Origin of the sequence: Actinophytocola sp., from assembly GCF_036002505.1 — a bacterium.
Classification (GTDB): Bacteria; Actinomycetota; Actinomycetes; order Mycobacteriales; family Pseudonocardiaceae; genus DASYTH01.
This window is the reverse complement of sequence record NZ_DASYTH010000297.1, coordinates 56,589-77,747: the sequence shown is the minus strand read 5'-3', so window position 1 is coordinate 77,747 and position 21,159 is coordinate 56,589. Positions and strand designations below refer to the sequence as shown.

Here is a 21,159-nt window from a genome sequence, read left to right as displayed (position 1 = left end):
ACCCGCCCGCGCACCCCTTCTTCTGCTCGGCTCAGCTACCGAAGTAGATGAACGCCCGCTTCACCAGGTCGGCCTTCTGCGCGGCGGTGCCGTAGGCCTCGAGCGGGAAGGCCAGGAACACCACCTTGTAGGAGCCGGCCGTGACGGTGAGCGCGTTGGCCGCGCCCGAGTCGTCGGTGAACGCGGGGGTGGCCGGCGCGATCGGGGTGACCTGGTCCTCGAAGAACGCGCCGAGGACGTTGTGGTCGAGCGGCACCGTGCCGATGCCGTCGCTCACCGGGTTGCCCGCGACGCTGTGCACGGCTGCGGTCGGCTTGTCGTTCTGGTTCTCCGTGCCGTCCCAGTTGATGTGCAGGTAGTCGCGGACGAACGCGGTGGTGCCGGCGCTCTGGTCCAGGATGTCCTGGCCGGACATGAGCAGCCGCCCGCCGCCGTCGAGGAACGCCTTGAGCTGCGGCTCGTACGGGGTGACCGGGGCCGGATACTGGTTGCCGGTGAAGAAGACCACGCTGTGGTGCGCGTTGACGTAGTTGCGTGGCAGCACCGGATCCGCGGTCAGATCCCAGTAGCTGAACGGTGTGCTGTTGGCGGACAACGCATCCCGGTAGAGCCCCGAGACGTCCGGGATGTCCAGGTCCCCGTCGATGAGCAGCGTGTCGACCGCCACCGCGATGGAGGTCAGCGTCGCCGTCCCGCCGACCGCGGGATCCGCGGACGACTTCACGGTCAGCGTGGTGTCGTTGCGCGCCTCGTTGGCCGCGCCCGCCGGCACGCTCACCTTCACGCAGACGTCCGCAGCGGCACCCGAGGCCACCGTCGGGGTCACCGACAGCGGGGTGCTGCACGACGCGTCGTACGTGGCCGCCGGCCAGGAGCCGGCCGTGGCCAGCGTGTAGCTGTCCGCCTGGAAGCCGCGGTTGCTCAGGTGCACCGGGTAGGACACGTCGGTGCCGACCCGGGCGCCGTCCGTGGTGCTCGCGGCCGACACGGTGACCGCGTGCGCCGGCGAGATCGGCGTGGCGTGCGGGCTGCCGGTCGTGCCCGGGCCCTGGCCGGACTTGACCACCACGCCGTCACTGACGATCTCGGTGACCGTGCCGGGCAGGTTCGGCGAGATGCGCGCGGTGAAGTCGACCGTGGTGCTGCCGCCCGCCGGCACCTCCAGGAAGTCCCAGCGCACCTTGCCGTTGCGGAGCGCACCGTCCTGGCCCGCGGAGACGAACGCGGTGTTCTGCGGGATCGGCACGGTGATGTTCACTCCGGTGGCCACCCAGTTGCCGATGTTGCGCAACTTGACGGAGTAGTGCACGTCGGCGCCCGGGCCGACCGGCGTGCCGGCGTCCGAAGTGGACACGACGAGCGCCGGGGTGTTCACCGAGGTGTCCAGCGTGTAGGCACCGCGGCCGTGCGTGCCGGCGGCCAGCACGGCGTGCGCCGGGTCGTAGTCGAGCTGCCAGGTGGCCACCTTCGGCATCGAGTTGCCCAGCCGCAGCCAGGTCCGGCCGGCGTTGGTGGTGACGAACGTGCCGACGTCGGTGCCGGCGTAGAGCAGGTTCGGGTCGGATGGGTCGAGGATGATCGAGTTGACCGGGACGTCCGGCAGGCCGCCGGTGATGTTCGTCCAGGTCTGCCCGCCGTCCGTGGTCTTGAACACGTGCCCGGTGTTGGACGGCGTGGCCGCGCCGAACCCGGCGTAGGCCGCGTAGGCGATCCGCCAGTTCGAGCGGTCCACCGCGATCTGGGTGGCCGGACGGTTCGGCAGCTGGCCCTGGCCGACCCGGGTCCAGGTCGGGTGCTCGGCGGTTGTCGCGTTCGGGCTCACCGACATCACGCCGTCGTCGGTGCCGACGTAGACGCCGGTGCCGCCCTCGGAGACGCCGATGGAGCTGATGAAGCAGCCGCGCGCGCCGTTGGGGGCCGAGCCCGTGCAGCCGGTGGACAGGTCCGGGCTGATGATGTCCCACTTCACGTCGGCGGCCGACGGCGTCTCCGCGTTGTCGCTGCGGTAGAGCCGGTAGGTACCGAGGAACATCTGGTTGGGGTTGGCCCGGTTCTGCACCCACGGCACGTAGAACTCGGCGCGGTCGGACATGTTGATGCCGCCGTCGATCGGCTCGTTGCCGAAGAACGTGCTCACCGAGGTCGGGTTGTACCGGTACGGCGAGATGCCGAAGAACGTGCCGAACACGTACGAGGGCACGTTGGGGTTGACCGGGTTCACGTTGGTCTGGTCCACGATGACCTGGCCGCCGTCCCCGCTGGCCTGGTCGAACCACCGGTCGTTGGCCAGCGACTTGCGCAGCGTGCCGTTGTCCTGGGTGCCGCCCCAGTACTGGCCGGGCACCGTCGGCACGGTGGCGATGCTGGTGAACTGCGTGATCCGCAGGCCGGTGGAGTGGATCAGCGCGCCGGTGGTCGGGTTGACCTGGCCGTTGAGGTTCTCCCACTGCGCGGCGGAAAGCGGCTCGCCGGCGCCGTTACGCCCGCCGCCGGTGAACGACTGCCAGACGCCGCCGTCGTTTCCGACCACGATGTGCTGGGAGTTGTCCGGCTCGAAGGCGATCGCGTGGAAGTCCGGGTGCAGGTCGTAGCCCAGGTTCTTCCAGGTGGCGCCGCCGTCGGTGGACCGGTAGACGCCGCCGGACTGCGGGCTGTTGTTGTAGCCGTAGACACCCAGCGCGTAGACGATGTTGGCGTTGTTCGGGTCAGGCTTGACCACGTTGTCGTAGAAGCACTGCGTGCCGCAGTAGGCGAGCACGGAGTCGGTGCCGGTGCCGTTCGGCGTCACGGTCCAGTGCTCGCCGTAGTCGGTGGACTTCCAGATCCGCGCATCGTGGTGGGTGTCGCTCAGGTCGAAGTAGTCGAATCCGGTGTACAGCGTGGCGTTCGCGTCGCCGGCCGGGTGCGACAGGCCGAGCGAGAACCGGGTGCCGCCCTCGAGGAAGTTGCCGGCCGGCAGGTTGCCCAGGGCGCTGGCCCAGTGCTGGCCGCCGTCGGTGGAGCGGTAGATCCCGTCACCCCAGAACGAGGCGAGCAGAACGTTGGGGTTGCGCGGATCCATCACCAGGTCGGTGGCGCCGTGCAGCTCGTCCTGGGTGCCCTTGAGCAGGCTCCAGTGCCGGCCGGCGTCCCGGGACTCCCAGATGCCGAAGAAGGCCTGGGACGGGTGGGTGGTGCGCCGGACGCCGCCGCGGCCGCGGAGGTTGGCCAGGTACACGTGGCTGGAGTTGTTCGGGTCGACCACGATGGACGAGGTGGCCTGGCCAGCGAACTGGCTGGACACGTGGGTCCAGGTCTCGCCGCCGTCGGTCGAGCGCCACACGCCGTCGCCGAAGTAGCTGTCGCCGGACAGCGCACCCTCGCCGGTGCCGGCGTAGACGATCCGGTCGTTGCTCGGCGCGACGGCCAGCGCGCCGATGGACTGGGTGTCGGAGTCCTCGGTGCGGGAGATCCAGGTCCCGGTCGGCGGGTCGTAGGTCCAGATGCCGCCCTGCGCGGCGCCGAGGATGATCGAGCCGTCGCTGCGCATGGCGAGCGCGCCGATGCGGCCGGACACCGCCTCGAACGTGTTGGTGGTTCGTGCCACCTGGACGATCGGGTCGGGGCCGACGCTCTGCCAGTGGCCGCCGTACGGGGAGCTCGACTCGGCGGTGCTCATCGTGGAGGCCTTGTTCGCCGCCTGGGAGCGCAGCGTCGAGGCCTTGTCCAGGGAGATCTCCTCGTCACCGGCCAGCAGGCGGCTCCAGTAATAGGCGTCGCGGAGCTTGTCGAAGCTCTCGTTCTCGTCGGAGCCGTCCTCGTGCTCGCCTTTCGGGTGCAGCAGAACGGGGGTGTCGTCGGGCGGTGGATCGGCCTGCGCCGGCGACACTACGGATACGAGCGGCAACACCAAGGTCACCGCCGCGGCAAGCAGAAAGCGGGTACGAAGACGCGAGCGCACCATGAGAACTCCCAGGTCGCCGGAGGGGACCGCCGGAGTTTCCCTCCTGATCAACGCGCGCACAAGACGCCGTTCGACGGCAGTTGTTCCCAGGGCCGTTGGGCTGGAAGCAGACACCGGGAACGAACCGGATCAATGCATGGAACGCAATATGTCAACCTATTCTCGGTGCCGCGAAAACGTTACACCGAATAGGGGACGAATTTTTCCCAGACAGCGTGGCCGCGGTGATCCACCGGACCGGCGGCCACGCGCCCGCCCCGTCCGAGCACTCACCTCGCTGCGTGAGCACCCGCGTACCGAGAGTGCCGGCGGCGTCCTTGGGCGCGATCACGCTCCGGGCCGCAACAATTTCCACGCCGGACGAGAAATGGACCAAAGAAAATCAGTCGTTGTCTGAACAATTGACCAATCGCCAACATGTGCGCCGGGTCTCACCGAGATGGCGGATTGGCGCGCGCACACCTGTTGTGGCTTAATGACTCCCGTTGCCCGAAGGGGCACTGTGGGCGCCCGGTGATTGCAGGGGTCGCCGGGGAACGGACGGGAGCGGCACATGCGAGGTGTGTCGCTCCCGTGCCGTACATCATCCGTCATCCCGCGCCCGGCTGCGACCCAATAGGGTGACGCCTCGGTGAACGACGAGACCGCGCAGGCCCACGCCATGCGTCAGGCCCTGGCGCGACTGACCGCGGAGGACCGGGCGGTGCTCGCGCAGGTCTACTACCGCGGTCTGTCCATTGTGGACGCCGCGGAGCAGCTCGGCGTCCCCGCCGGCACCGTCCGCACCCGCACCTACCACGCCCTGCACGCCCTCCGCTGCGCCCTCGACGACCTCGGCCTGCCCACCCCACCCACCCCCTGACCCCGCGAGTCCCCACTTCAGGCACGCGAGTCCCCGTTTCAGGCACGCGAGTTCCACGTTCCGAACTACGAACTCATGCGCTGGAACCGGGGACTCGCGTGCTCATCCACTCGGTGAGAACGTCGCTCTCGGCGGTGTGCAGGTGCAGGCGGAACAGGCCGGCCGGGCGCGGGCGGATGGCGAACCAGCCGACCTCGTCGACGGGCACCGTGCGGGTCTCGCCCTCGCGCGGCTGCACCTCCAGCTCACCCGGCTGGGGCGGCACCACCTGGCCGACCAGCGCGCCGGCGGTCACCTCCAGCTCGATGGTCAGCCTCCTGGCCGCGAAGGTCAGCGCGCGCAGCGTGGCGGTCTCGGCCCGGGTGCCGGCCGGCGCGGTCGCCGAGTCGAACGTCAGCGCCGCCAGCTCGGCGTCCACGTCGTACCAGGCGAACGCCTCCCGGCCGATCTCCAGGAACCGCTCCGGCACCTCGCGCTCGGCCCGCAGCGCCGCCCCGAGGTCGGCAAGCAGCCGCTCGTCACTGTCCCACCCGGTCGCCATGGCGCTCATCTCCCGCTGGTCGGGGCGGTCGGCCGGAGCGCCACCAACTCCGGACGATCGCGCAGCCGCTCGAGGCAGCGCATCCGGGTCGGCCCGATGCCGCCGACGGTCATCCCCAGGGTGTCCGCGATCTCCACATACGGCGCGGGCGGGTCGGCGAACAGCATCGACAGCAGCCGCCGGCACCGCTCGGAAATCCCGGCGAACGCCAGCCGCAGTGCGATGTGCCGCTCCTGCTCGAGCAGCCACTCGTCGGACGCCGCGCCCTCCTCGTCCGGAAACTCGTCGTCCTCCACCGGAATCTGCCGCCGGCCCGTCCGCAACGCCTGCAGGCACTCCCGCCGGGTGGTCGTGGCGATCCACCCGGGCAGCGCCGCCGGCTCCCGGATCGACCCGAGCCGCTCGACCAGCCGCAACCACACGCTGGCCCCGACATCCTCCGCATCGCTCCCGGTGAGCCCGTACCGCCGGCACACCGACCACACCAGCGTCGCGTACCGCGCCACGATCTCGTCCCAGGCACGCCGGTCCCCGTCCCGGGCCCGCTCCACCAGCGCCACCACCGTCGGATCGTCACGCATGGTCAGCATCATCGCGCCACACGCTCTCCTTCACCAAACCGAAACCCACCCTACGGAGTGCGCCGCCCGGCCATTGATACAACCACCTGGGTCGTGCCTGAGGGATCATCGCGCAGGTCTTTCACTCAGCCTCGCCCAACCAACCGCACCTAAGGGGACCGTGACGGCACCCAGCCCCAACCAACCCGCCAGCCGCACCGTCTCCCGGGGCGCAACCAAGGTCAAAATTCCGGAGAGGCGGACTAGTGAAACGCTTCGGCGAGCCACCAGGAGCCGCCGTCGCTGGTGATCTTGGCGTCGACCAGGATTGCGCGGTCGCGCGGGCCGGAGAGCCATTCGGTGAGGGCGCCGAGGTCGCCGGGGGTGCGCACGGTGCTGCCGGCGAGGCCGAACCCGCGGGCGATGGCGGCGATGTCGGTGTCCGGGAACACGACCGTGTCCAGGTTCGCGCCGTCCGGGCCGAAGTGGTGCACCTCGGCGCCGTACGCGTCGTCGTTGTAGACCACGATGACCATCGGGATCCCCAGGCGCGCCACCGTGTCCAGCTCGGCGACGCTCATCAGGCAGCCGCCGTCGCCGAGCGCGGCGACGGCCAGCCGGTCCGGGCGGGCCAGCGCCGCGCCGATCCCGGTGGCCAGGCCCAGGCCGATCGACTGGAACGCCTGGGTGAGCACGTAGCCGTACTCGTCCGGCACGGACAGGTAGGCGCTGGGGTAGCCCATGAAGTTGCCGGAGTCGATGGCGACGACGCGCTCGGCCGGCAGCAACGAGTCCAGCAGCACGCTCAGCCGCCGCGGGTCGATCCGGTCCGATGTGGACTGATCCTCGAACGGCACGTCCCGCCAGCGCGCCGCGGCGGCGATCCGGGCCCGCACGTCCGCGCTGCGATATCCGGCCGCCGGAACGACCTCGGCCAGCGTGTCCCGGGCGGTGAGGGCGACGTCGCCGAGCACGCCGAGATCCACCGGGCGGTGCACGCCCAGCGCCGCGGGGTCCAGGTCGACCTGGGCCAGCACCGCGTCCGGGGAGAGCAGCCGGCCGTGCCGGGTGGTCCACATGTTCAGCGCGCAGCCCCAGCCGACCACCAGGTCGGCGCCGCTGATCAGCTCGGCGGTCAGCGGCGAGGCGAACCCGCCGGAGATGCCCAGCGCCCACGGGTCCCCGGCGAAGAGCCCGTTGGCGACGGCCGAGGTGGCCAGCAGCGCGCCGGACGCGGCGGCCAGCGCGCGCAGTTCCGGGCCGGCACCGCGGGCGCCCCGGCCGGCGACGAACACCGGGCGACTGGCCCGGCCGAGCACCGCGGCCAGCTCCCGGATCACCGTGCCGTCCGGCCGGACCGGTTGCGGCGGCGGGGGTTTCTCCACCGGGACGTCGGCCGCGGGCTCGCGCTGCACGTCCAGCGGCAGGTTCAGCACCACCGTGCGGCGCTCGTACACCGCGGTGCGGTAGGCCCGCAGCGTGTCGGCCACCGCGGTCTCCGCGGAGTACACCCGGTCGGCCACCGCGCCCACCGCCTCGGCCGCGCCGCCCTGGTCGATCCGGAAGTTGGAGCGCACGGCGGAGGCGGCGACCTCGCCGGCCAGCACGATCATCGGGGTCCGGCTCTTCGCCGCCTCGCCGATCCCGGTCATCGCGTTGGTCAGCCCGCACCCCTGGTGCAGGGTGACCAGCGCGAGCCGGCCGCTCATCCGGGCATAGGCGTCGGCCATGGTCGCCGCGCCGCACTCGTGCCGGGTGGCCGTGAACGGCACCCCGTGCGCGCGCAACGCGTTGGTCACCTCGAAGTTGCCGCTGCCGACCACCCCGAACGCGTGCCCCGCGCCCAGCCCGGCCAGCACCCGACCAACGAGTTCAGCCGTATTCACTTCTCTACCAGCGCATAAACCCGCGCCGGGCTGCCCGAACCGCCGACGATCGGCAGCGGCGAGACCACGATCATCGCGCCGGTCGCCGGCAGCTGAGCCAGGTTCTGCAACTGGGTCAGCCCGCACTTGCCCGCGCCGAGGAAGTAGTTGTGCACCGGGAACGCCGGCGTGAAGCTGTGCGCCGCGCCGGCGTCCGTGCCGACGGTCTCCACGCCCAACCCGGCGAGCTCCGTCTCCTCGGCCAGCCACCGCGCGCACTCCGCGGACACGCCGGGTGAGTGCGGCCCGGTCTCGTCGGCGTTGAGGAAGGCCGCCTCGTCGCTGGACCGCTCGTCCCACCCGGTGCGGTAGAGCAGCCATCCGCCGGCCGGCAGCGGGCCGTTGGCCTGCTCCCACTTCCGGACGTGCTCGATCTCCAGCACGAAGTCGGGGTTGCCGGCCACCTTGCCGGACACGTCGAGCACGACCGCGGGCGCGACCAGCGCGCGCAGCGGGAGCTGGGCGACGTCGAGGCCGTCCTGCCCGGAGGCCCAGTGCTTCGGCGCGTCGACGTGGGTGCCGGTGTGCTCGCCGGTGTGGATGTTGTTCCAGTACCAGAACGGGCCGGGCTCGTCGTACCGGCTGATCTCCTCGAGCTGGAACGGGATCGTGTTGGCGAACGGCTCGGGCAGCCGCAGCACCGGCGTGCTCGCCGACAGCGGCGCGGTGAGGTCGACGATCTCGATCCGGCTCTCCCGGATCGCGCCGAGCAGGTCCTGCAGCAACGCCATGGTGCGCCTCCTCGCTCCGGCCGCGCCGTCGCGACCCGTCGGCGGCAGGGTACGCCGGCCGGGCAACCCCATGACGAGCCGGTATGCCGATATTCCAGCCAATTACGAGAATTCCACCAAGGCCCGAAGTTAGCTTCGCCGCGGTGAGTTACGCCGGAGAAAGCCCCCATTCTCCAACGTCCTGACGAGTCATTTTCGTCATGAGGAGTGTATGCAGTGAACACCTTTGGCAAGAAGATCCTGACGGCCGCGCTCGCGGTTGCCGCGGCCGCCATTGTCGCGCCGTCCGCCGCCGCCGAGACCGACACCACGCCCCCGACCGTGCCGCAGAACGTGCACGACACCACGCTGGCCGCGGCGGCCACGGTGACCCGCAACGCGCCGGTCGTCAGCTGGGATCCGTCCACCGACGTGGGCACCGGCGTGAAGAACTACTGGGTGCTCGTCGACGGTCAGCAGCGCGCCAAGCCGGTCGCCACGACCTACGACATCCAGACCCTGGTCGACCTCGGCCGGATCACCCCCGGCCCGCACCAGATCACCGTTCAGGCCGTCGATTTCGCCCTGAACCGCTCCGTCCCGAGCGCCCCGATCAGCATCGTGGTCTCCTAGGGTTCCACCCCGGTGAATGCAGCACTCACGCAGACCATTTTCGTGAGTGCTGCATTCACCTAATTTCTCAGCGCACCCCGAACAGGTGCTCGAGGGCGAGCTGGTCCAGCAGCTCCACGCCCTTTCCGCGCTTCGCCGCGGCTTCAGGGTCGAACTCCTCGGTGCGCAACGCGGTGAGGCTCTCCCCGGCCGCGAGCGTCGGCTCGGACAACTCCGCCACCCGGGTCGCCGCCAGCGCCGCGGCCACCTCCGGGTCGGCCCGGAACGCCGCCGCCCGCTCCTTGAAGATCAGGTAGTTCTTCATGCAGCCCGCGGCCGCGGCCCACACCCCGTCCTCGTCCTCGGTGCGCGCCGGCTTGAAGTCGAAGTGCCGCGCCCCGTCGTACCCGGCCCCCTCCAGCAGATCCACCAGCAGGAAGGCGCTCTTCACGTCCCCGTTGCCGAACCGGAGGTCCTGGTCGTAGCGCGGACCCGTCTGCCCGTTGAGGTCCAGGTGGAAGAGCTTGCCGTGCCAGAGCGCCTGCGCGTAGCCGTGCACCACCGAGAGCCCGGCCATCTGCTCGTGCCCGACCTCCGGGTTCAGCCCGACGATCTCCGGGTCGGCCAGCTCGGTGATGAACGCCAGGGCGTGCCCGATGGTGGGCAGCAGGATGTCGCCGCGCGGCTCGTTCGGCTTCGGCTCGATGGCGAACCGGATGTCGTAGCCCTGCTCCCGGACGTAGGCGCACAGCACGTTCAGACCCTCGGCGTAGCGGTCCAGCGCGGCCCGGACGTCCTTGGCCACCGGTGACTCCGAGCCCTCGCGGCCACCCCACAGCACGTAGGTCTTCGCGCCCAGCTCGGCCGCGAGGTCGAGGTTGCGGAGCACCTTGCGCAGCGCGAACCGCCGGATGTCCCGGTCGTTCGCGGTGAACGCGCCGTCCTTGAACACCGGGTGGGTGAACAGGTTCGTGGTCGCCATCGGCACCACCAGACCGCTGGCGTCCAAGGCTTTCCGGAACGCGGCGATCCGGTTCGAGCGCTCCGCGTCGTCCGCGCCGAACGGGATCAGGTCGTCGTCGTGGAAGCTGACCCCCCACGCGCCGAGGGACGCCAGCCGCTCCACCGCGTGCACCGGGTCCATCGGCTCCCGGGTGGCCACGCCGAACGGGTCGATGCCCAGCCATCCCACCGTCCACAGCCCGAAGCTGAACTTGTGCTCGGGGCGCGGGCTGTAGTCGTTGCTCATCACGTACCTCTTTCCATGATCTGTCGGGAAATCAGGGTCGGGTCGGCCAGCACCCGGCGCAGCGACGCGAGCGCCCCGCCGGTGGCCGGCGCGGCGAACCCGAGCGTCGAGCCGGCGATGCGCACGCCCGGGGCGAGCACCCGGGCGGCCACCTCCGCGCGGACCGGCTCCACCAGCCACTCCGGGAGTGCGGCGAAGTAACCGCCCAGCACCACCACGGCCGGGTTCAGCATGTTGACCACAATGGACACTCCGGTGCCGAGCGCGGAGCCGATCTGATGCAGGGCGTGCCGGGTGCGCCGGTCGCCCCGCTCGGCCCGGGCCCGGATGATCGCCATCCGCTCGTCCAGGTCCAGCGTGGGGTCGCACACCGGGTCTCCCGGATCGGCGCCGGCCTGCAGCAGCGCGCCGAGCCCGACCTGGGTCTCCCAGCAACCGCGCCGCCCGCACGAGCACTCCGGCCCGAGCGGATCCATCGGCATGTGGCCGATCTCCCCGGCGAAGCCGATCGCGCCGCGGACCAGCCGGCCGCCGGTGATCACCCCGCCGCCGATGCCGAAGTCGCCGGTCACGTACACCAGGTCGGGCACCGGCGCCGCCGCGTGCTCGGCCATGGCGCCGAGGTTCGCGTCGTTGTCGACGGCGAGGTCGGCGAGGCGCACCCCGGTCCGCGCGGCCAGACCGGCGGCGACCGAGACGTCCCGCCAGCGCAGCCGCGGCGCGAACCGGACCATGCCGGCATCCGTGTCGACCAGCCCCGGCACGCTGACCGTGAGGCCCGCGGGGTGCCCACCGGCGGCGCTCACCGCGGCGAGCGCCGCGCCCGCGACGGCGGCGAGCTCGTCGAGCGCCCGCTCGGGGCCCACGGCCGGCACCTCGCAGGCCACCCGCCGGCGGAACAGCGTCTCGCCGCGCAGGTCCGTGACGACCGCGCCGACGTGTCCGATGTGGACATCGAGCCCGATGCCGCAGGCGCTGCCGGGCCGCAGGGCGACCAGCCGGCCCGGCCGCCCCAGCCCACCCGACGAGACGCCGGCCGCGTGCACCAGACCGCGCAGCTCGAGGTCGCCGACGAGGCTGGACACCGCGGCCTTGGACAGCCCCGAGCGCATGGCGAGCTGAGCCCGGGACAGCGCGCCGTGCTCGCGCAGGATGCGCACGAGCAGAGCGAGGTTCCCCCGGCGCAGGTCGGCCTGGTCGACCGGCCGGCTGTCCGCCACGCTGCACCCACTTCGTTCAGGCCCTGACCAAATGCTGCCGACAGGCAGCCTCACCCAAGCTCACAGGTGCCGGCAATACTCCATTCAGCCTAACGAAGATGGCCGGTCTCTGGCCGTGCCGCCCGCGCCGGCACAGACCGAACCGCCCGGGCGCTTTCTCAGCACCCGGGCGGCTCTATATCGACGACTCGTCCGAGCACCCGCGTCGGCCGAGCCGGACGTCGCACTTCTACTGCCGGTACTCCTTCCGCATCGCGCCGGCGATGATCCCGGAGCACACCATGGAGATCGGCCAGGCGATCAGCAACGGCGCCGGCCCGTACAGCAACACCGCCACGATCGTCAGCGCCGTGCAGGCCAGCCCGCCGACCATCGACACGTAGAACAAACCTACCGGCCCGAACATCATCGTGAGCGCCAGCGCCGCGCCCACCGACCGGTCCACCGGCTCCTCGAGCGGAACCCGCCCCGGTCCCAACACCTCCTCCACCGACATGCCGTGGTACCACCCGCCCGATACCAGCGGAGGGTGCGGCGGGATCGGCCGCGGCGTCGACCCCGACGACTCCGCCATGAGGCGCCGGAACCTCTGGCGATCCGATTCCTGACTGTCCATCGTTATTCCCAGCGTGCGCAACACACTGCGATGCTTACGCTTAGCGGGATCTCACGATGTGTCATTTGATACGCCGGGCCCGACTCCCCGAAGGACCTACGCGTGACCGATCCGGACAGCCGAGCCTGGCACCGCCTCTTCCCCGCCGAGCAGGACGCGCTCGCCGCCGCCGGCTACACCCGCACCTGGCGCCCCGACGAGATCATCGCGTCTCAGGGCGGCCCACCGGGCAGCATGTACGTCCTGCGTTCCGGCTGGGTGAAGATCACGGTCACCAACGACCGCGGTGAGCTCGCCCCCATCGCGGCCCGCGGCCCCGGCGAGATCGTCGGCGAGCTCGCCGCGATCACCGACCTCCCCCGCAACGCCACGATCCAGGCCATCACCCCGGTCACCGCCCTCGTCATCCCCGCCACCCGGCTTCGGGCCGTCCTCTCGAACCGGCCGCACATCGCCGAAGAGCTGTTCCGCACCGCCGCCATCCGCCTCGAACAATCGGCGCATCTTCATCTGGAAGCCGGCGGCCCAGAGTTCCCTCAACGGCTGGCCGCCATCCTCGTCGAACTGGCCGCCCAGTGCGCGCCGGACGCCCCGGCCGACGCGCCCATAATCCTCCCCTTTGGACAGGAAGAACTGGCAGCCATCGCGCGCGTCTCCCGGAGCACTCTCATCCGCGGCCTCGATCGGTTGCGCTCCCTCAGTATCGTTGCGACTACCCGCGGAAGAGTTATAATCGAGCGCCAGCAGCAGCTTCGGGAGTTCGCGGCGGGTAAGCGTACCGTCTGAGCTCACCTCTACCGTGATCCACGGTGGCATTACCGCGCGTTTCTGATTATCCGGGGCAGGAAAGGAACCGCAATCATGAGTTCATCGCAGCCTCCCGGCGAGGACGAGCCCGCATTGGAGTCTGAACTGATCGACATCGGCGAGATCCTACTGGGAGATCTGCGGGCAGATCATGACTCTGAGTGATCGGACAATGTATCGATATTCTATATCCGGGCATCGAAGGTGGCGCCATCAACATGGCTTCGACCTGCTGCCATCGCCCCGACGACCATTGGATAGTCGCATAACACACACTGGATTCGACTACAAAGCGTAGTCAAATACCCTTCCCCTGACGTCACGGGGACTTGCACTGCCGAGTACGATTGCGACACCCGGGCGCGCCCTGGTTTATCAATTGCGTCGCCCGGCTTTCTGAGGAGTATAAGCGTGAGCTGGTCATCGTCGACTAACTATATAACCCGCTCCACCTGCGCCGGTCAGCAAAAGGTGAATATCGGGTTCATCGCATTCCTTCTGGACATGGGGGCGAATCGATGACCGCGACCCCTGGGACACCCGAGGAAGAATCCGAGCTGACCGATATCGCGGAAACTCAGCTTTCGAATCTCCGACAGGACGATGACGGACTTCGAGACGCGTCGCGTTATGTTCTGACCCAGAATGGCCGGCCCAGCAAAGCGCGTACCTCGTGCTCACAGATCTCTGCCTTCGAGTAGCAATGACACAATCGTCAGCCTCAGCCGGTTAGAACTTGATCCGCCAAACACCCACCTGTACCGATGGATCCCTCGGAGAGGGCAACTGTGTCCGTTGCCAAACGCGCCACCGGTTCGTACCCGCACCACCGGATGTCCCGAGCCGACTTCGACCTGCTCGCCCGGGGCGGTGGTGGCGCAAACGTCGTTCGTCAGCTGCGCCGAGCACAGCTGAGCCGGCGGCTGCACCTCCTCCGGGCGTTCATCTTCGACGTCACGGCGGATCCGAAGCTGTGGGGGGACCTTCCCGAGCCGGACGAGGCATGGGACCTGCTCGCCCGCGTTCAGGACGTCGCGCCGGACGCCTACCGGTCGATCCTCCTGCATCCGTACACCGGCGCGTGGCTGAGCCACGTGCTCAAGGTGATCCACGGCGAGGTGGAAGACGACCGGCCGGTGTGGGCGCACGTCGGCCACTTCCATTCGCTGGCCGCGGCCGCCGCGATCAGGGCGGGGATCAACTTCGAGACCCGGGTACCCCTCGGGGGCGGCGGTGTGGCGCTGCCGACGTTGGGCATGGCCCGCTTCACGATGGCGGAGCCATGGGCCGTCGCGGAGATTCGCGCCAAGGACGAGCGGGTGGAGATCAGTACCGCCACGGGTCACGTGACCCTGCCGCGCAACGCCATGGCGGACACGTCCGGCTGGTGGGGGCTGCGCACGCTGACCGCCCACAACGGCGGGCACCGGCTGTCGATCCGCCTGGACGACCTCGACCCGTACCGCGGCCAGGACCGGCTCCTGGCACCTCGCCGGATCGACGCCGACGAGGTGAAAGCCTGGGACGAGCTCCTCCAGGAAGCGTGGCAGCTGATCGTCCAGCATCTGCCGGACTACGCCGACGGCCTCCCGGACGGGCTGGAGTCGATCGTGCCGTACCCGGTGGCGGCGTTCCGGAACCAGAGCGGCTCGACCAGTGAGACGTTCGGCAGCGCCATCATGGAACGGCCGCCGGACGCCGTGGCCCTGGCCGCCACGCTGGTGCACGAGTACCAGCACATCCGCCTGTACGGCCTGACGAACCTCTTCGAGCTGCACGCCGACGACCGAAGCCAGCGGTTCTACACGCTGTGGCGGGATGATCCCCGGCCGGTGGGCGGCACCCTGCACGGCATCTACTCCTTCCTCGGCGTCACCGAGTTCTGGCGGGCGGTCGCCGCCACGACCGGGGATCATCGGGCCTGGTTCGAATTCGCCTACTGGCGTGCCGGAACCTGGCGGACGCTGCAAGGCCTGCTCGGCGATCACAGTCTGACCGCCGCCGGTCATCGCTTCGTCGAGAGCATCGCCGGGAAGCTCGAACCGTGGCAGCACGAGCCGGTCCCCGGTGAGCCGGCCGAGCTGGCGGCGGCGGCCGGCACCGACCACGTCGCGGGCTGGCGGCTGCGACACGTCAGCCCGCCCGGTGACCTCGTGCACGAGGTCGCCGACCGCTGGATCGGTGAGCGGGACAGCCCCGGCGACCGGAGGTATGCCGCCGACCAGCGGCCTACGGTCGAGCCGGACGGCAGCTGGCCCGGCGCGCGCACCGACCTCATCCGGTTGAGCCTCACCGGGCCCGGGTCCCGGGACATCGCCGAGATCCGGTCGATCGTCGCCGACGCGACCGACGCCGACATCGCCTACGCTTCCGGCGATTTCGCCGAGGCGGCGCGCCGGTACCAGGCCGACCTGGCCGGCGACCCGAACCCGGCATCCGGCTGGGTCGGGCTGGGCCTGGCGCTGTCCGCGTCGGGCGACCGCGCCGCGGCACCCTTGCTGGACCGCCCGGAGCTCGTCCGTGCCGTGTACCGCGAGATCCTCGACCGGACGGCAACCGCTGCGGACCTGGATGAATACCTCGCCTGGTGGTCACGCCCGGCAGCCGAGTCCCTACAGCGGTAGCGGGTCGATGTCACAGTTGGCGCGGTCATTCCGGACGGCGGCCAGGGTCGTCGGGTGAGTCGGGCCCAGTACCTCACGGAAGAGGGCCAGCACCTCGGCGTACTGGGTTTCCGCCTCCTGGGACCGGCCGAGTGCGCGCAGGTCGAACGCGATGTTGAGCCTGGCTGCCAGCGTGGTCGGGTGCCGGGCGCCCAGGACGTGCCCGGCCCGGCCGACCGCCTCGGTGCCGAGGGCCAGTGCCGTCTCGGCCTCGCCGAGCGCCGCGAGGTCGCTGGCCAGGTTGGCCGCGCAGACGACGGCGTACGGGTGCTCCGGGCCGAGCACGGCCCGGATCCGCTCGAGTGAGGTCTCGTCGAGCTGGCGCGCCGCCGCGATTTCACCGCACAGCCGCAAGGTCACCGCCAGATCCACGGCGGCGCTGAGGGTGTGCGGGTGGCTGTCACCGAGTTTGGCGCGATACCGCTCCAGGGTCTGGTTGCCGAGCGCGCGTGCGGCCGGCAGGTCGTCCGCGTGGCGGAGGTCGTTCGAGTGGTCGATCGCGCACGCCATGGCCATCGGGTGGTCCTCGCCGTAGCGGTGCCGGTACAGCTCGAGCGCCTTGGTGGAGAGCTCGAAAGCCCCGGCATGATCGCCGTCCTTGCGCCGGGTCACGGCGAGGTAGGCGAACCTGCGCAGAGTGTCCACTTTGTCCTCACCGAGCAGTTCCTGCACCCGCTGCGCGATCCGCTCGTGCTCCTTGCGCGCCTTGGCGTAGTCGCCGAGCTCGCGCCGGTCCATGTACATCCCGCTCATCGTGTTCAGCGTGTCGACATTGTCGTAGCCGAGCACCTCGGCGCGCCGTTCACTCGTGACCTTGTCCAGCTCGAACGCCCGCTGGTAGTCACCACACAACCGCACGCTCACCGCGAGGTCGTGCGCGGTCTGCAGGGTGATCGGGTCGTCCTCGCCGTACAGCCGCCGGGCGTTGTCGAAGATCTGCTCGTTGAGCTCGCGTGCGCCCCGGAAATCGCCCGCGGACCGCATGTCCACCGCGACCCGGAGCTGCGCGATGATGGCCTCCTCGCTGTTCTCCCCGGACACCTGGCGGCGCAGTTCCAGGGTGCGCCGGTTGAGCTGGGCCGCCTCCGTGTACCGGCCGAGGGCCCACAGGTACATGCCCAGAAAGCTGGCCGCGTCCATGGCGTGCGGGTTGGTTTCGGCCAGCCGGACGGTCCACCGGTCGAGAGCGCGCCGCGCCAGCGCGGAGGCCTCGTCCAGGTCGCCCCAGAAGTACAGGTACCGCATCAGGTTGATGACCAGCTTGCACACCCACGGGTCATCGCTCTCGGTCAGCTCCGCCGCCTGAACATGCGGGAGAATATCCGCATATCGCGGCCAGAGCTTGGACGACTGGGGATCGTTCGGGTCGTAATTGGCGAGCAGGATGTGCGCGCCATGGCGCATTTCCTCCCGGCGCTGATCGGTCATCCGGTTGCGGAGCACGATCTGGACCAGGCGGTGCAGCTGCAGGGTGGCCTTGCGGTGGTCGATCTTGGCGAGGCCGTAGCGGTTGATGTCGCGGATGGCGCGGCTGAGCTGCATGGGGTCGCGGAGGGCGACGTCGAGATCCTCGGAGATGGACACCCCGCGGACGCCGGTGAAGAGGCTGCGGGAAATGGGTTCCGGGGCGAAGAACGCGCAGACCTGGAGGAGTTGGTGGGCGGCGGGACTGCGGGTGCGCAGCTCGTCGAAGGAGACGTTCCAGGCGGCGGCGACGGAGACTTCGTAGCCGGCCGGGGCGGAGGTGTCGAGAATTTCGGCGACCTTTTCATCGAACAGCCTCAGATATTCACTCACCGGCATACCGGTTTCGGCGCGCCAGGCGGCTGCCTGTTCGATGGCGAGGGGAAGGTCGCCGAGTTTGTCGGCGAGCTGGTCGGCGTCGTCGTCTTCGAGTTCAGGGCCGCGGCGGCGGAGGAGTTCGACACTCTCGTCGCGGTGGAAGACGGCGACCTCGAGGGGGCGGGCGACGCTGGCCCAGTCGGGGTTGCGGGAGGTGATCAGGATGTTGCCGGTGCCGCCCGCCGGGAAGAACTGGCGGACGGTGTCGGGGCTTTCGGCGGCGTCGAAGACGAGGAGCCAGCGGCGGTAGGGCTTGCCCAGGCGGAGAGCCTCGCGGACGGCGGGGACCGCGGTCGGGGATTCGGAGCTGCCGGGGAGGCGGAGGACCTGGGCGAGCTCGGTGAGGCCGGCGCGGACCTGGGCGAGCTGGGCGGCCTGGATCCACCAGACGATCTCGTAGTCCTCGAGGTGGCGGTAGATGTACTCGACGGCGATCTGGGTCTTGCCGATACCGCCCATGCCGTGCAGCGCGGCCGGGAGGATGGCCGTGGTGCCGCCCGCGGCCAGGCGCCGGCCGAGCGCCTCGAGCAGTTCCGTGCGGCCGGTGAAGTTGGGGTTGCGCGGCGGGACGTTGCCCCACACCACGGGAACGGGCTCGCCCTGCCGCTCCGGCGGCAGCAGCATCGGAAAGGTCTCCGGCGTATCCCGCGGAGCGGTGGGGCTGGGGCCCGGCTCGCCGACGGCGGTCTCGCTGAGCGGCGCCGAGCGAGGCGCCGGAGCGACGGGGGTAGCGGTCTCCGCCGGCTTACCCGGGAGATCGGCATGCGTGGACAGGTCGGCCATGTTGTCACTCACCGTGCTTATCTCAGTGCCAATGGTAGTACGCGGCGTGGAGGCAGCCGCCTCTTCGTCGGCTGCCTGGTCGAGCACCAGGTGAGTCAACCGATCGGCGCGGGACAGGTAGGGCCCGCTGAGCGCGCGCATGACGGTGCGCTCGAGCATGACGTAGTAGGCGTTGTCCGGGGTGATCATGGGATCGGGTGTGGCGTCGGGGTCCGCGAGCGCCGCCCGCAGGTGGCGCAGCGCACGGTTGCGGTCGCCGAAACGCTCGGTCACCAGGCGCAGAACGTTGGCCGTGTCCGAGCGGCGGGCCCCGCTCAGCAACACGTCCCGCACCGTCTCCCCGAAGTCGAACACGACGGTGTCCCAGGTGCGGCTGCCGTCGCCGGAGGGTCGCAGCAGCCCGCTGGTGAGCACCTCCGCCAGATGGTCGGGCCCGGACTCGGGCACCAGTTCGTCCTGGACCAGCCGGACGACATCCAGGTTGACCGGAACGGCGGCGAGCAGCGTGGCGAGCCGGACGGCCGGCGGCGAGGCGACGCTGACGAACCGGTGCACCCGCTGACGCCCGGACTCGTCCCGGACCGGTGCGGTCTCCCGCACGGCACGCGAGGACGCGGCGCCGGCCAGCAGGACCATGGCGTCGGCCGCGCCGCCGTGCCCCTCGGTGATCAGCCGGGCCCACCAGCCCAACCACCGCGGCCCGAGCTCCAGGACCGGCACCGGGACGGCGCCGGGCGGGACACCGTCGTCGGGTTCGAGCCAGGCGTCGGCCAGTTCCACCCGCCACCGCCGGTTCGGGCGCAGCCGGCCGGTGACCTCCAGCCGGGCCCGGTGCAGGTCCAGTCCCTGATGCGGCCACAACCGTTGCGGCAGCACGTGAACCACCGCCACCGGCATCGACGCGCCCCACAGGGCGAGCATCGGCGCGACGCGGTTGCGCCGCCACGCCTCACCCACGCCGTCGGTGAGGACCAGCATGACCCGGCGTCCGGACGGGTCCACCAGCTCGGCCGGGCCGCGCGCCGGCGTGGCGAGCGTCCCGCCGTGCAGGGTCGGGTGCGCCGCCCGGGTGTCCAGCAGGCGCAGCTGGATCGTGTGGAACGCGCCGATCTGCTGCAGTTGGGCGAGGAACGCGGTGACCGTCGACGTCCACAGCGCCATCGAGGGACCCGCGTCGACGACCACGGTCAGGTCGAGCCAGCGCACCGTGCCCCGGGTCATCATGGGCAGCCACAGTCCATCTTGGACGGCACGTTCCGCGGTGAGCACCTCGTCGAGGACGACATGGTCCTCGCGCCAGTCCTCGACCTTCCGCTTCAGCGGTCGCAGCGCCCGGACGATGTGCGCCGACCGGGCCACCAGGGCCGGAGGCGGACGCCGGCCGGTGCGGCCGAGATCGGCCGGGCTCAGATAGACCGCCTCGGTGCGGCCCGCGCCGGCAGAGTCGTCGTGCCGGCCGGCACGCTCATCCCGCGTGACGTGGGCGGGAGCCTCCGGCGCACCGTCCACTCTGGGCGCGGGCGCACCTTCGGGCTGGCGGGTGGGTTCGGCGTCCGTGCGCCGGAACCCGCCGGTGACCGCGGTCAGCCAGACCGCGTCGGCGACCTCGCGCCAGGCCAGGTCCGCGACGTCGAGCCGGCCGGGTCGCGCGGTGCGGGCTTCGGCCGCTGACCCCCGTCCCCTGTTCATGGCACCAGCGAGGACAGCTCACGCCACAGCGCGTCCCGCAGCCGGGACCAGGACGGGTCGCCCGCTTCGTAAGCGCCGGAGGTCGCCAGATAGACGGCGTCCATCAGCTTGTCAGCGGGCAGGCCGCCGGTTTCCGCGCTGCGCTCGACGAACTCGCGAACCAGCCGATTCCTGAGCTCACCGTCGGGATCGGTCAGGTGATTGGCCACCATCTTGGCCAGTTGTTCGGCGTCGGGAGCGCGGGTCTCCAACCTCAGGCAGCGCCGGAGAAACGCCGGCGGAAAGTCCCTTTCGCCATTACTCGTGATTACGATCATAGGGAAGGCGCGACACCGCAGCGAACCACCGACAATGGTGGCGGTCGCCGCAGGGTCATCGGTGAAAACGGATACTTCGGGGGTCCGGTCCCGCGCCCGCGCCAGCTCGGGAATGTTGACCTCGCCGTCCTCGAAAATCCCCAGAAGGTCATTCGGCAGATCCGCCTCGCTCTTGTCCAGCTCGTCGATGAGCAGGACCCGCGGCAACCTCCGCGGCAAGAAAGCCGTGCCCAGTGGACCGAGCTTCACGAACTCGCCGATCGGCAGCTCGGCGAGGAACTCCGTCGAGCCATGGGCTCCGGCGATGGCGTCCGCCTTGGCGGCGATCTGCCTGGTGGCCGCCGCCTGCGCCCGGCCAATGGCGTCGTAGAGGTACAGCCCTTCCTTCAGGGTGGTATGGCTGGTGATCGGCCACCGCAACACCCGTCCGAGGCCCAACTCCCGGACAATCTTGAACGCGATGCTGGACTTTCCGGTACCGGGAGGGCCGGTCACCAGCAACGGGCGGCGTAAATACAGGGCGGCGTTGACCATGTCGACCTCGTTCGGGTCGATGTCACGCTCGGTCAGATGAAACTCGGAGCCCAGCCGGCGGTCCGCCTCACCGTCGTCGGCGGGCGGCTCGTCGCTGGCCGGCAACGGCTCGCCGGCGAACACGCGCCAGGGGGGCGGCGGCGGCAGCGACTCAGCGAGGTTGACGTCCGGTAACGGCCGCCCGGTACCGCGGTAGATGCGCCAGTCCGGAGCCTTGCCGTGCGCGGCGGGTAGGCCGGACATCGATTCCGACGAATTGTCGTTACCGCTCATCGGTAATTCCTCA

14 protein-coding genes are annotated in these 21,159 nt (G+C 70.4%); 4 read left to right on the top strand and 10 right to left on the bottom strand.

Going from position 1 to position 21,159, the window contains the following annotated elements; genetic code table 11:
• Nucleotides 1-31 precede the first annotated feature (31 nt).
• Nucleotides 32-3,943, bottom strand: coding sequence for a VPS10 domain-containing protein (locus VGR06_RS26320; protein ID WP_327561812.1), 3,912 nt, complete (start codon nucleotides 3,941-3,943; stop codon nucleotides 32-34).
• A gap of 631 nt (nucleotides 3,944-4,574) precedes the next feature.
• Here VGR06_RS26320 and VGR06_RS26315 point away from each other — a divergent pair.
• Nucleotides 4,575-4,805: a sigma factor-like helix-turn-helix DNA-binding protein gene (locus VGR06_RS26315; RefSeq protein ID WP_327561811.1), complete on the top strand. Its 231-nt coding sequence runs from the start codon at nucleotides 4,575-4,577 to the stop codon at nucleotides 4,803-4,805.
• A gap of 73 nt (nucleotides 4,806-4,878) precedes the next feature.
• Here the strand turns inward: VGR06_RS26315 and VGR06_RS26310 are convergent, their stop codons facing one another.
• From VGR06_RS26310 to VGR06_RS26295, 4 genes are all read right to left on the bottom strand, one after another.
• Nucleotides 4,879-5,355: a hypothetical protein gene (locus VGR06_RS26310; protein WP_327561810.1), complete on the bottom strand. Its 477-nt coding sequence runs from the start codon at nucleotides 5,353-5,355 to the stop codon at nucleotides 4,879-4,881.
• On the bottom strand, nucleotides 5,352-5,927 hold the full coding sequence (locus VGR06_RS26305; protein WP_327561809.1) for a sigma-70 family RNA polymerase sigma factor: 576 nt from the start codon (nucleotides 5,925-5,927) through the stop codon (nucleotides 5,352-5,354). Before VGR06_RS26305 ends, VGR06_RS26310 begins: the two co-directional genes overlap by 4 nt.
• A 242-nt stretch (nucleotides 5,928-6,169) precedes the next feature.
• The gene (locus VGR06_RS26300; RefSeq protein ID WP_327561808.1) at nucleotides 6,170-7,792 is read right to left on the bottom strand and encodes a thiamine pyrophosphate-binding protein; all 1,623 of its coding nucleotides are present in this window, start codon (nucleotides 7,790-7,792) and stop codon (nucleotides 6,170-6,172) included.
• Complete coding sequence (locus tag VGR06_RS26295; protein ID WP_327561807.1) at nucleotides 7,789-8,562, bottom strand: cyclase family protein; 774 nt, start codon at nucleotides 8,560-8,562, stop codon at nucleotides 7,789-7,791. The genes VGR06_RS26300 and VGR06_RS26295 overlap by 4 nt, the downstream gene beginning before the upstream one ends.
• A gap of 216 nt (nucleotides 8,563-8,778) precedes the next feature.
• Here VGR06_RS26295 and VGR06_RS26290 point away from each other — a divergent pair, with 216 nt between their 5' ends.
• A complete protein-coding gene (locus VGR06_RS26290; protein WP_327561806.1) occupies nucleotides 8,779-9,174 on the top strand; it encodes a hypothetical protein in 396 nt (131 codons plus the stop codon).
• 67 nt (nucleotides 9,175-9,241) lie between these two features.
• Here the strand turns inward: VGR06_RS26290 and xylA are convergent, their stop codons facing one another.
• The 3 genes from xylA to VGR06_RS26275 all read right to left on the bottom strand — a co-directional run bounded on the left by xylA (nucleotide 9,242) and on the right by VGR06_RS26275 (nucleotide 12,196).
• The gene (gene xylA / locus VGR06_RS26285; protein WP_327561805.1) at nucleotides 9,242-10,402 is read right to left on the bottom strand and encodes a xylose isomerase; all 1,161 of its coding nucleotides are present in this window, start codon (nucleotides 10,400-10,402) and stop codon (nucleotides 9,242-9,244) included.
• On the bottom strand, nucleotides 10,402-11,622 hold the full coding sequence (locus VGR06_RS26280) for an ROK family transcriptional regulator (RefSeq protein ID WP_327561804.1): 1,221 nt from the start codon (nucleotides 11,620-11,622) through the stop codon (nucleotides 10,402-10,404). The genes xylA and VGR06_RS26280 overlap by 1 nt, the downstream gene beginning before the upstream one ends.
• A 229-nt stretch (nucleotides 11,623-11,851) precedes the next feature.
• Entirely contained in the window at nucleotides 11,852-12,196 is a 345-nt protein-coding gene (locus VGR06_RS26275) for a hypothetical protein (protein ID WP_327561803.1), read from the bottom strand.
• Nucleotides 12,197-12,340: 144 nt separating this feature from the next.
• On the opposite strand from VGR06_RS26275, the gene VGR06_RS26270 reads away from it, so the two are divergent.
• Together VGR06_RS26270 and VGR06_RS26265 are read left to right on the top strand one after the other, a co-directional pair.
• Nucleotides 12,341-13,024: a Crp/Fnr family transcriptional regulator gene (locus tag VGR06_RS26270; protein WP_327561802.1), complete on the top strand. Its 684-nt coding sequence runs from the start codon at nucleotides 12,341-12,343 to the stop codon at nucleotides 13,022-13,024.
• A gap of 809 nt (nucleotides 13,025-13,833) precedes the next feature.
• A complete protein-coding gene (locus tag VGR06_RS26265; RefSeq protein ID WP_327561801.1) occupies nucleotides 13,834-15,669 on the top strand; it encodes an HEXXH motif domain-containing protein in 1,836 nt (611 codons plus the stop codon).
• On the opposite strand, the gene fxsT is transcribed toward VGR06_RS26265, so the two are convergent.
• Together fxsT and VGR06_RS26255 are read right to left on the bottom strand one after the other, a co-directional pair.
• Complete coding sequence (gene fxsT, locus VGR06_RS26260; RefSeq protein ID WP_327561800.1) at nucleotides 15,658-20,022, bottom strand: FxSxx-COOH system tetratricopeptide repeat protein; 4,365 nt, start codon at nucleotides 20,020-20,022, stop codon at nucleotides 15,658-15,660. The genes VGR06_RS26265 and fxsT overlap by 12 nt on opposite strands.
• The gene (locus VGR06_RS26255; protein WP_414637331.1) at nucleotides 20,019-21,146 is read right to left on the bottom strand and encodes an AAA family ATPase; all 1,128 of its coding nucleotides are present in this window, start codon (nucleotides 21,144-21,146) and stop codon (nucleotides 20,019-20,021) included. The genes fxsT and VGR06_RS26255 overlap by 4 nt, the downstream gene beginning before the upstream one ends.
• Nucleotides 21,147-21,159 lie beyond the last annotated feature (13 nt).

Coding starts and splice junctions, on each gene's coding strand:
- fxsT (WP_327561800.1), bottom strand. CDS start 20,022: ATGAACAGGGGACGGGGGTCAGCGGCCGAAGCCCGCACCGCGCGACCC.
- VGR06_RS26320 (WP_327561812.1), bottom strand. CDS start 3,943: ATGGTGCGCTCGCGTCTTCGTACCCGCTTTCTGCTTGCCGCGGCGGTG.
- VGR06_RS26295 (WP_327561807.1), bottom strand. CDS start 8,562: ATGGCGTTGCTGCAGGACCTGCTCGGCGCGATCCGGGAGAGCCGGATC.
- VGR06_RS26305 (WP_327561809.1), bottom strand. CDS start 5,927: ATGCGTGACGATCCGACGGTGGTGGCGCTGGTGGAGCGGGCCCGGGAC.
- VGR06_RS26275 (WP_327561803.1), bottom strand. CDS start 12,196: ATGGCGGAGTCGTCGGGGTCGACGCCGCGGCCGATCCCGCCGCACCCT.
- VGR06_RS26310 (WP_327561810.1), bottom strand. CDS start 5,355: ATGAGCGCCATGGCGACCGGGTGGGACAGTGACGAGCGGCTGCTTGCC.
- VGR06_RS26255 (WP_414637331.1), bottom strand. CDS start 21,146: ATGAGCGGTAACGACAATTCGTCGGAATCGATGTCCGGCCTACCCGCC.
- xylA (WP_327561805.1), bottom strand. CDS start 10,402: ATGAGCAACGACTACAGCCCGCGCCCCGAGCACAAGTTCAGCTTCGGG.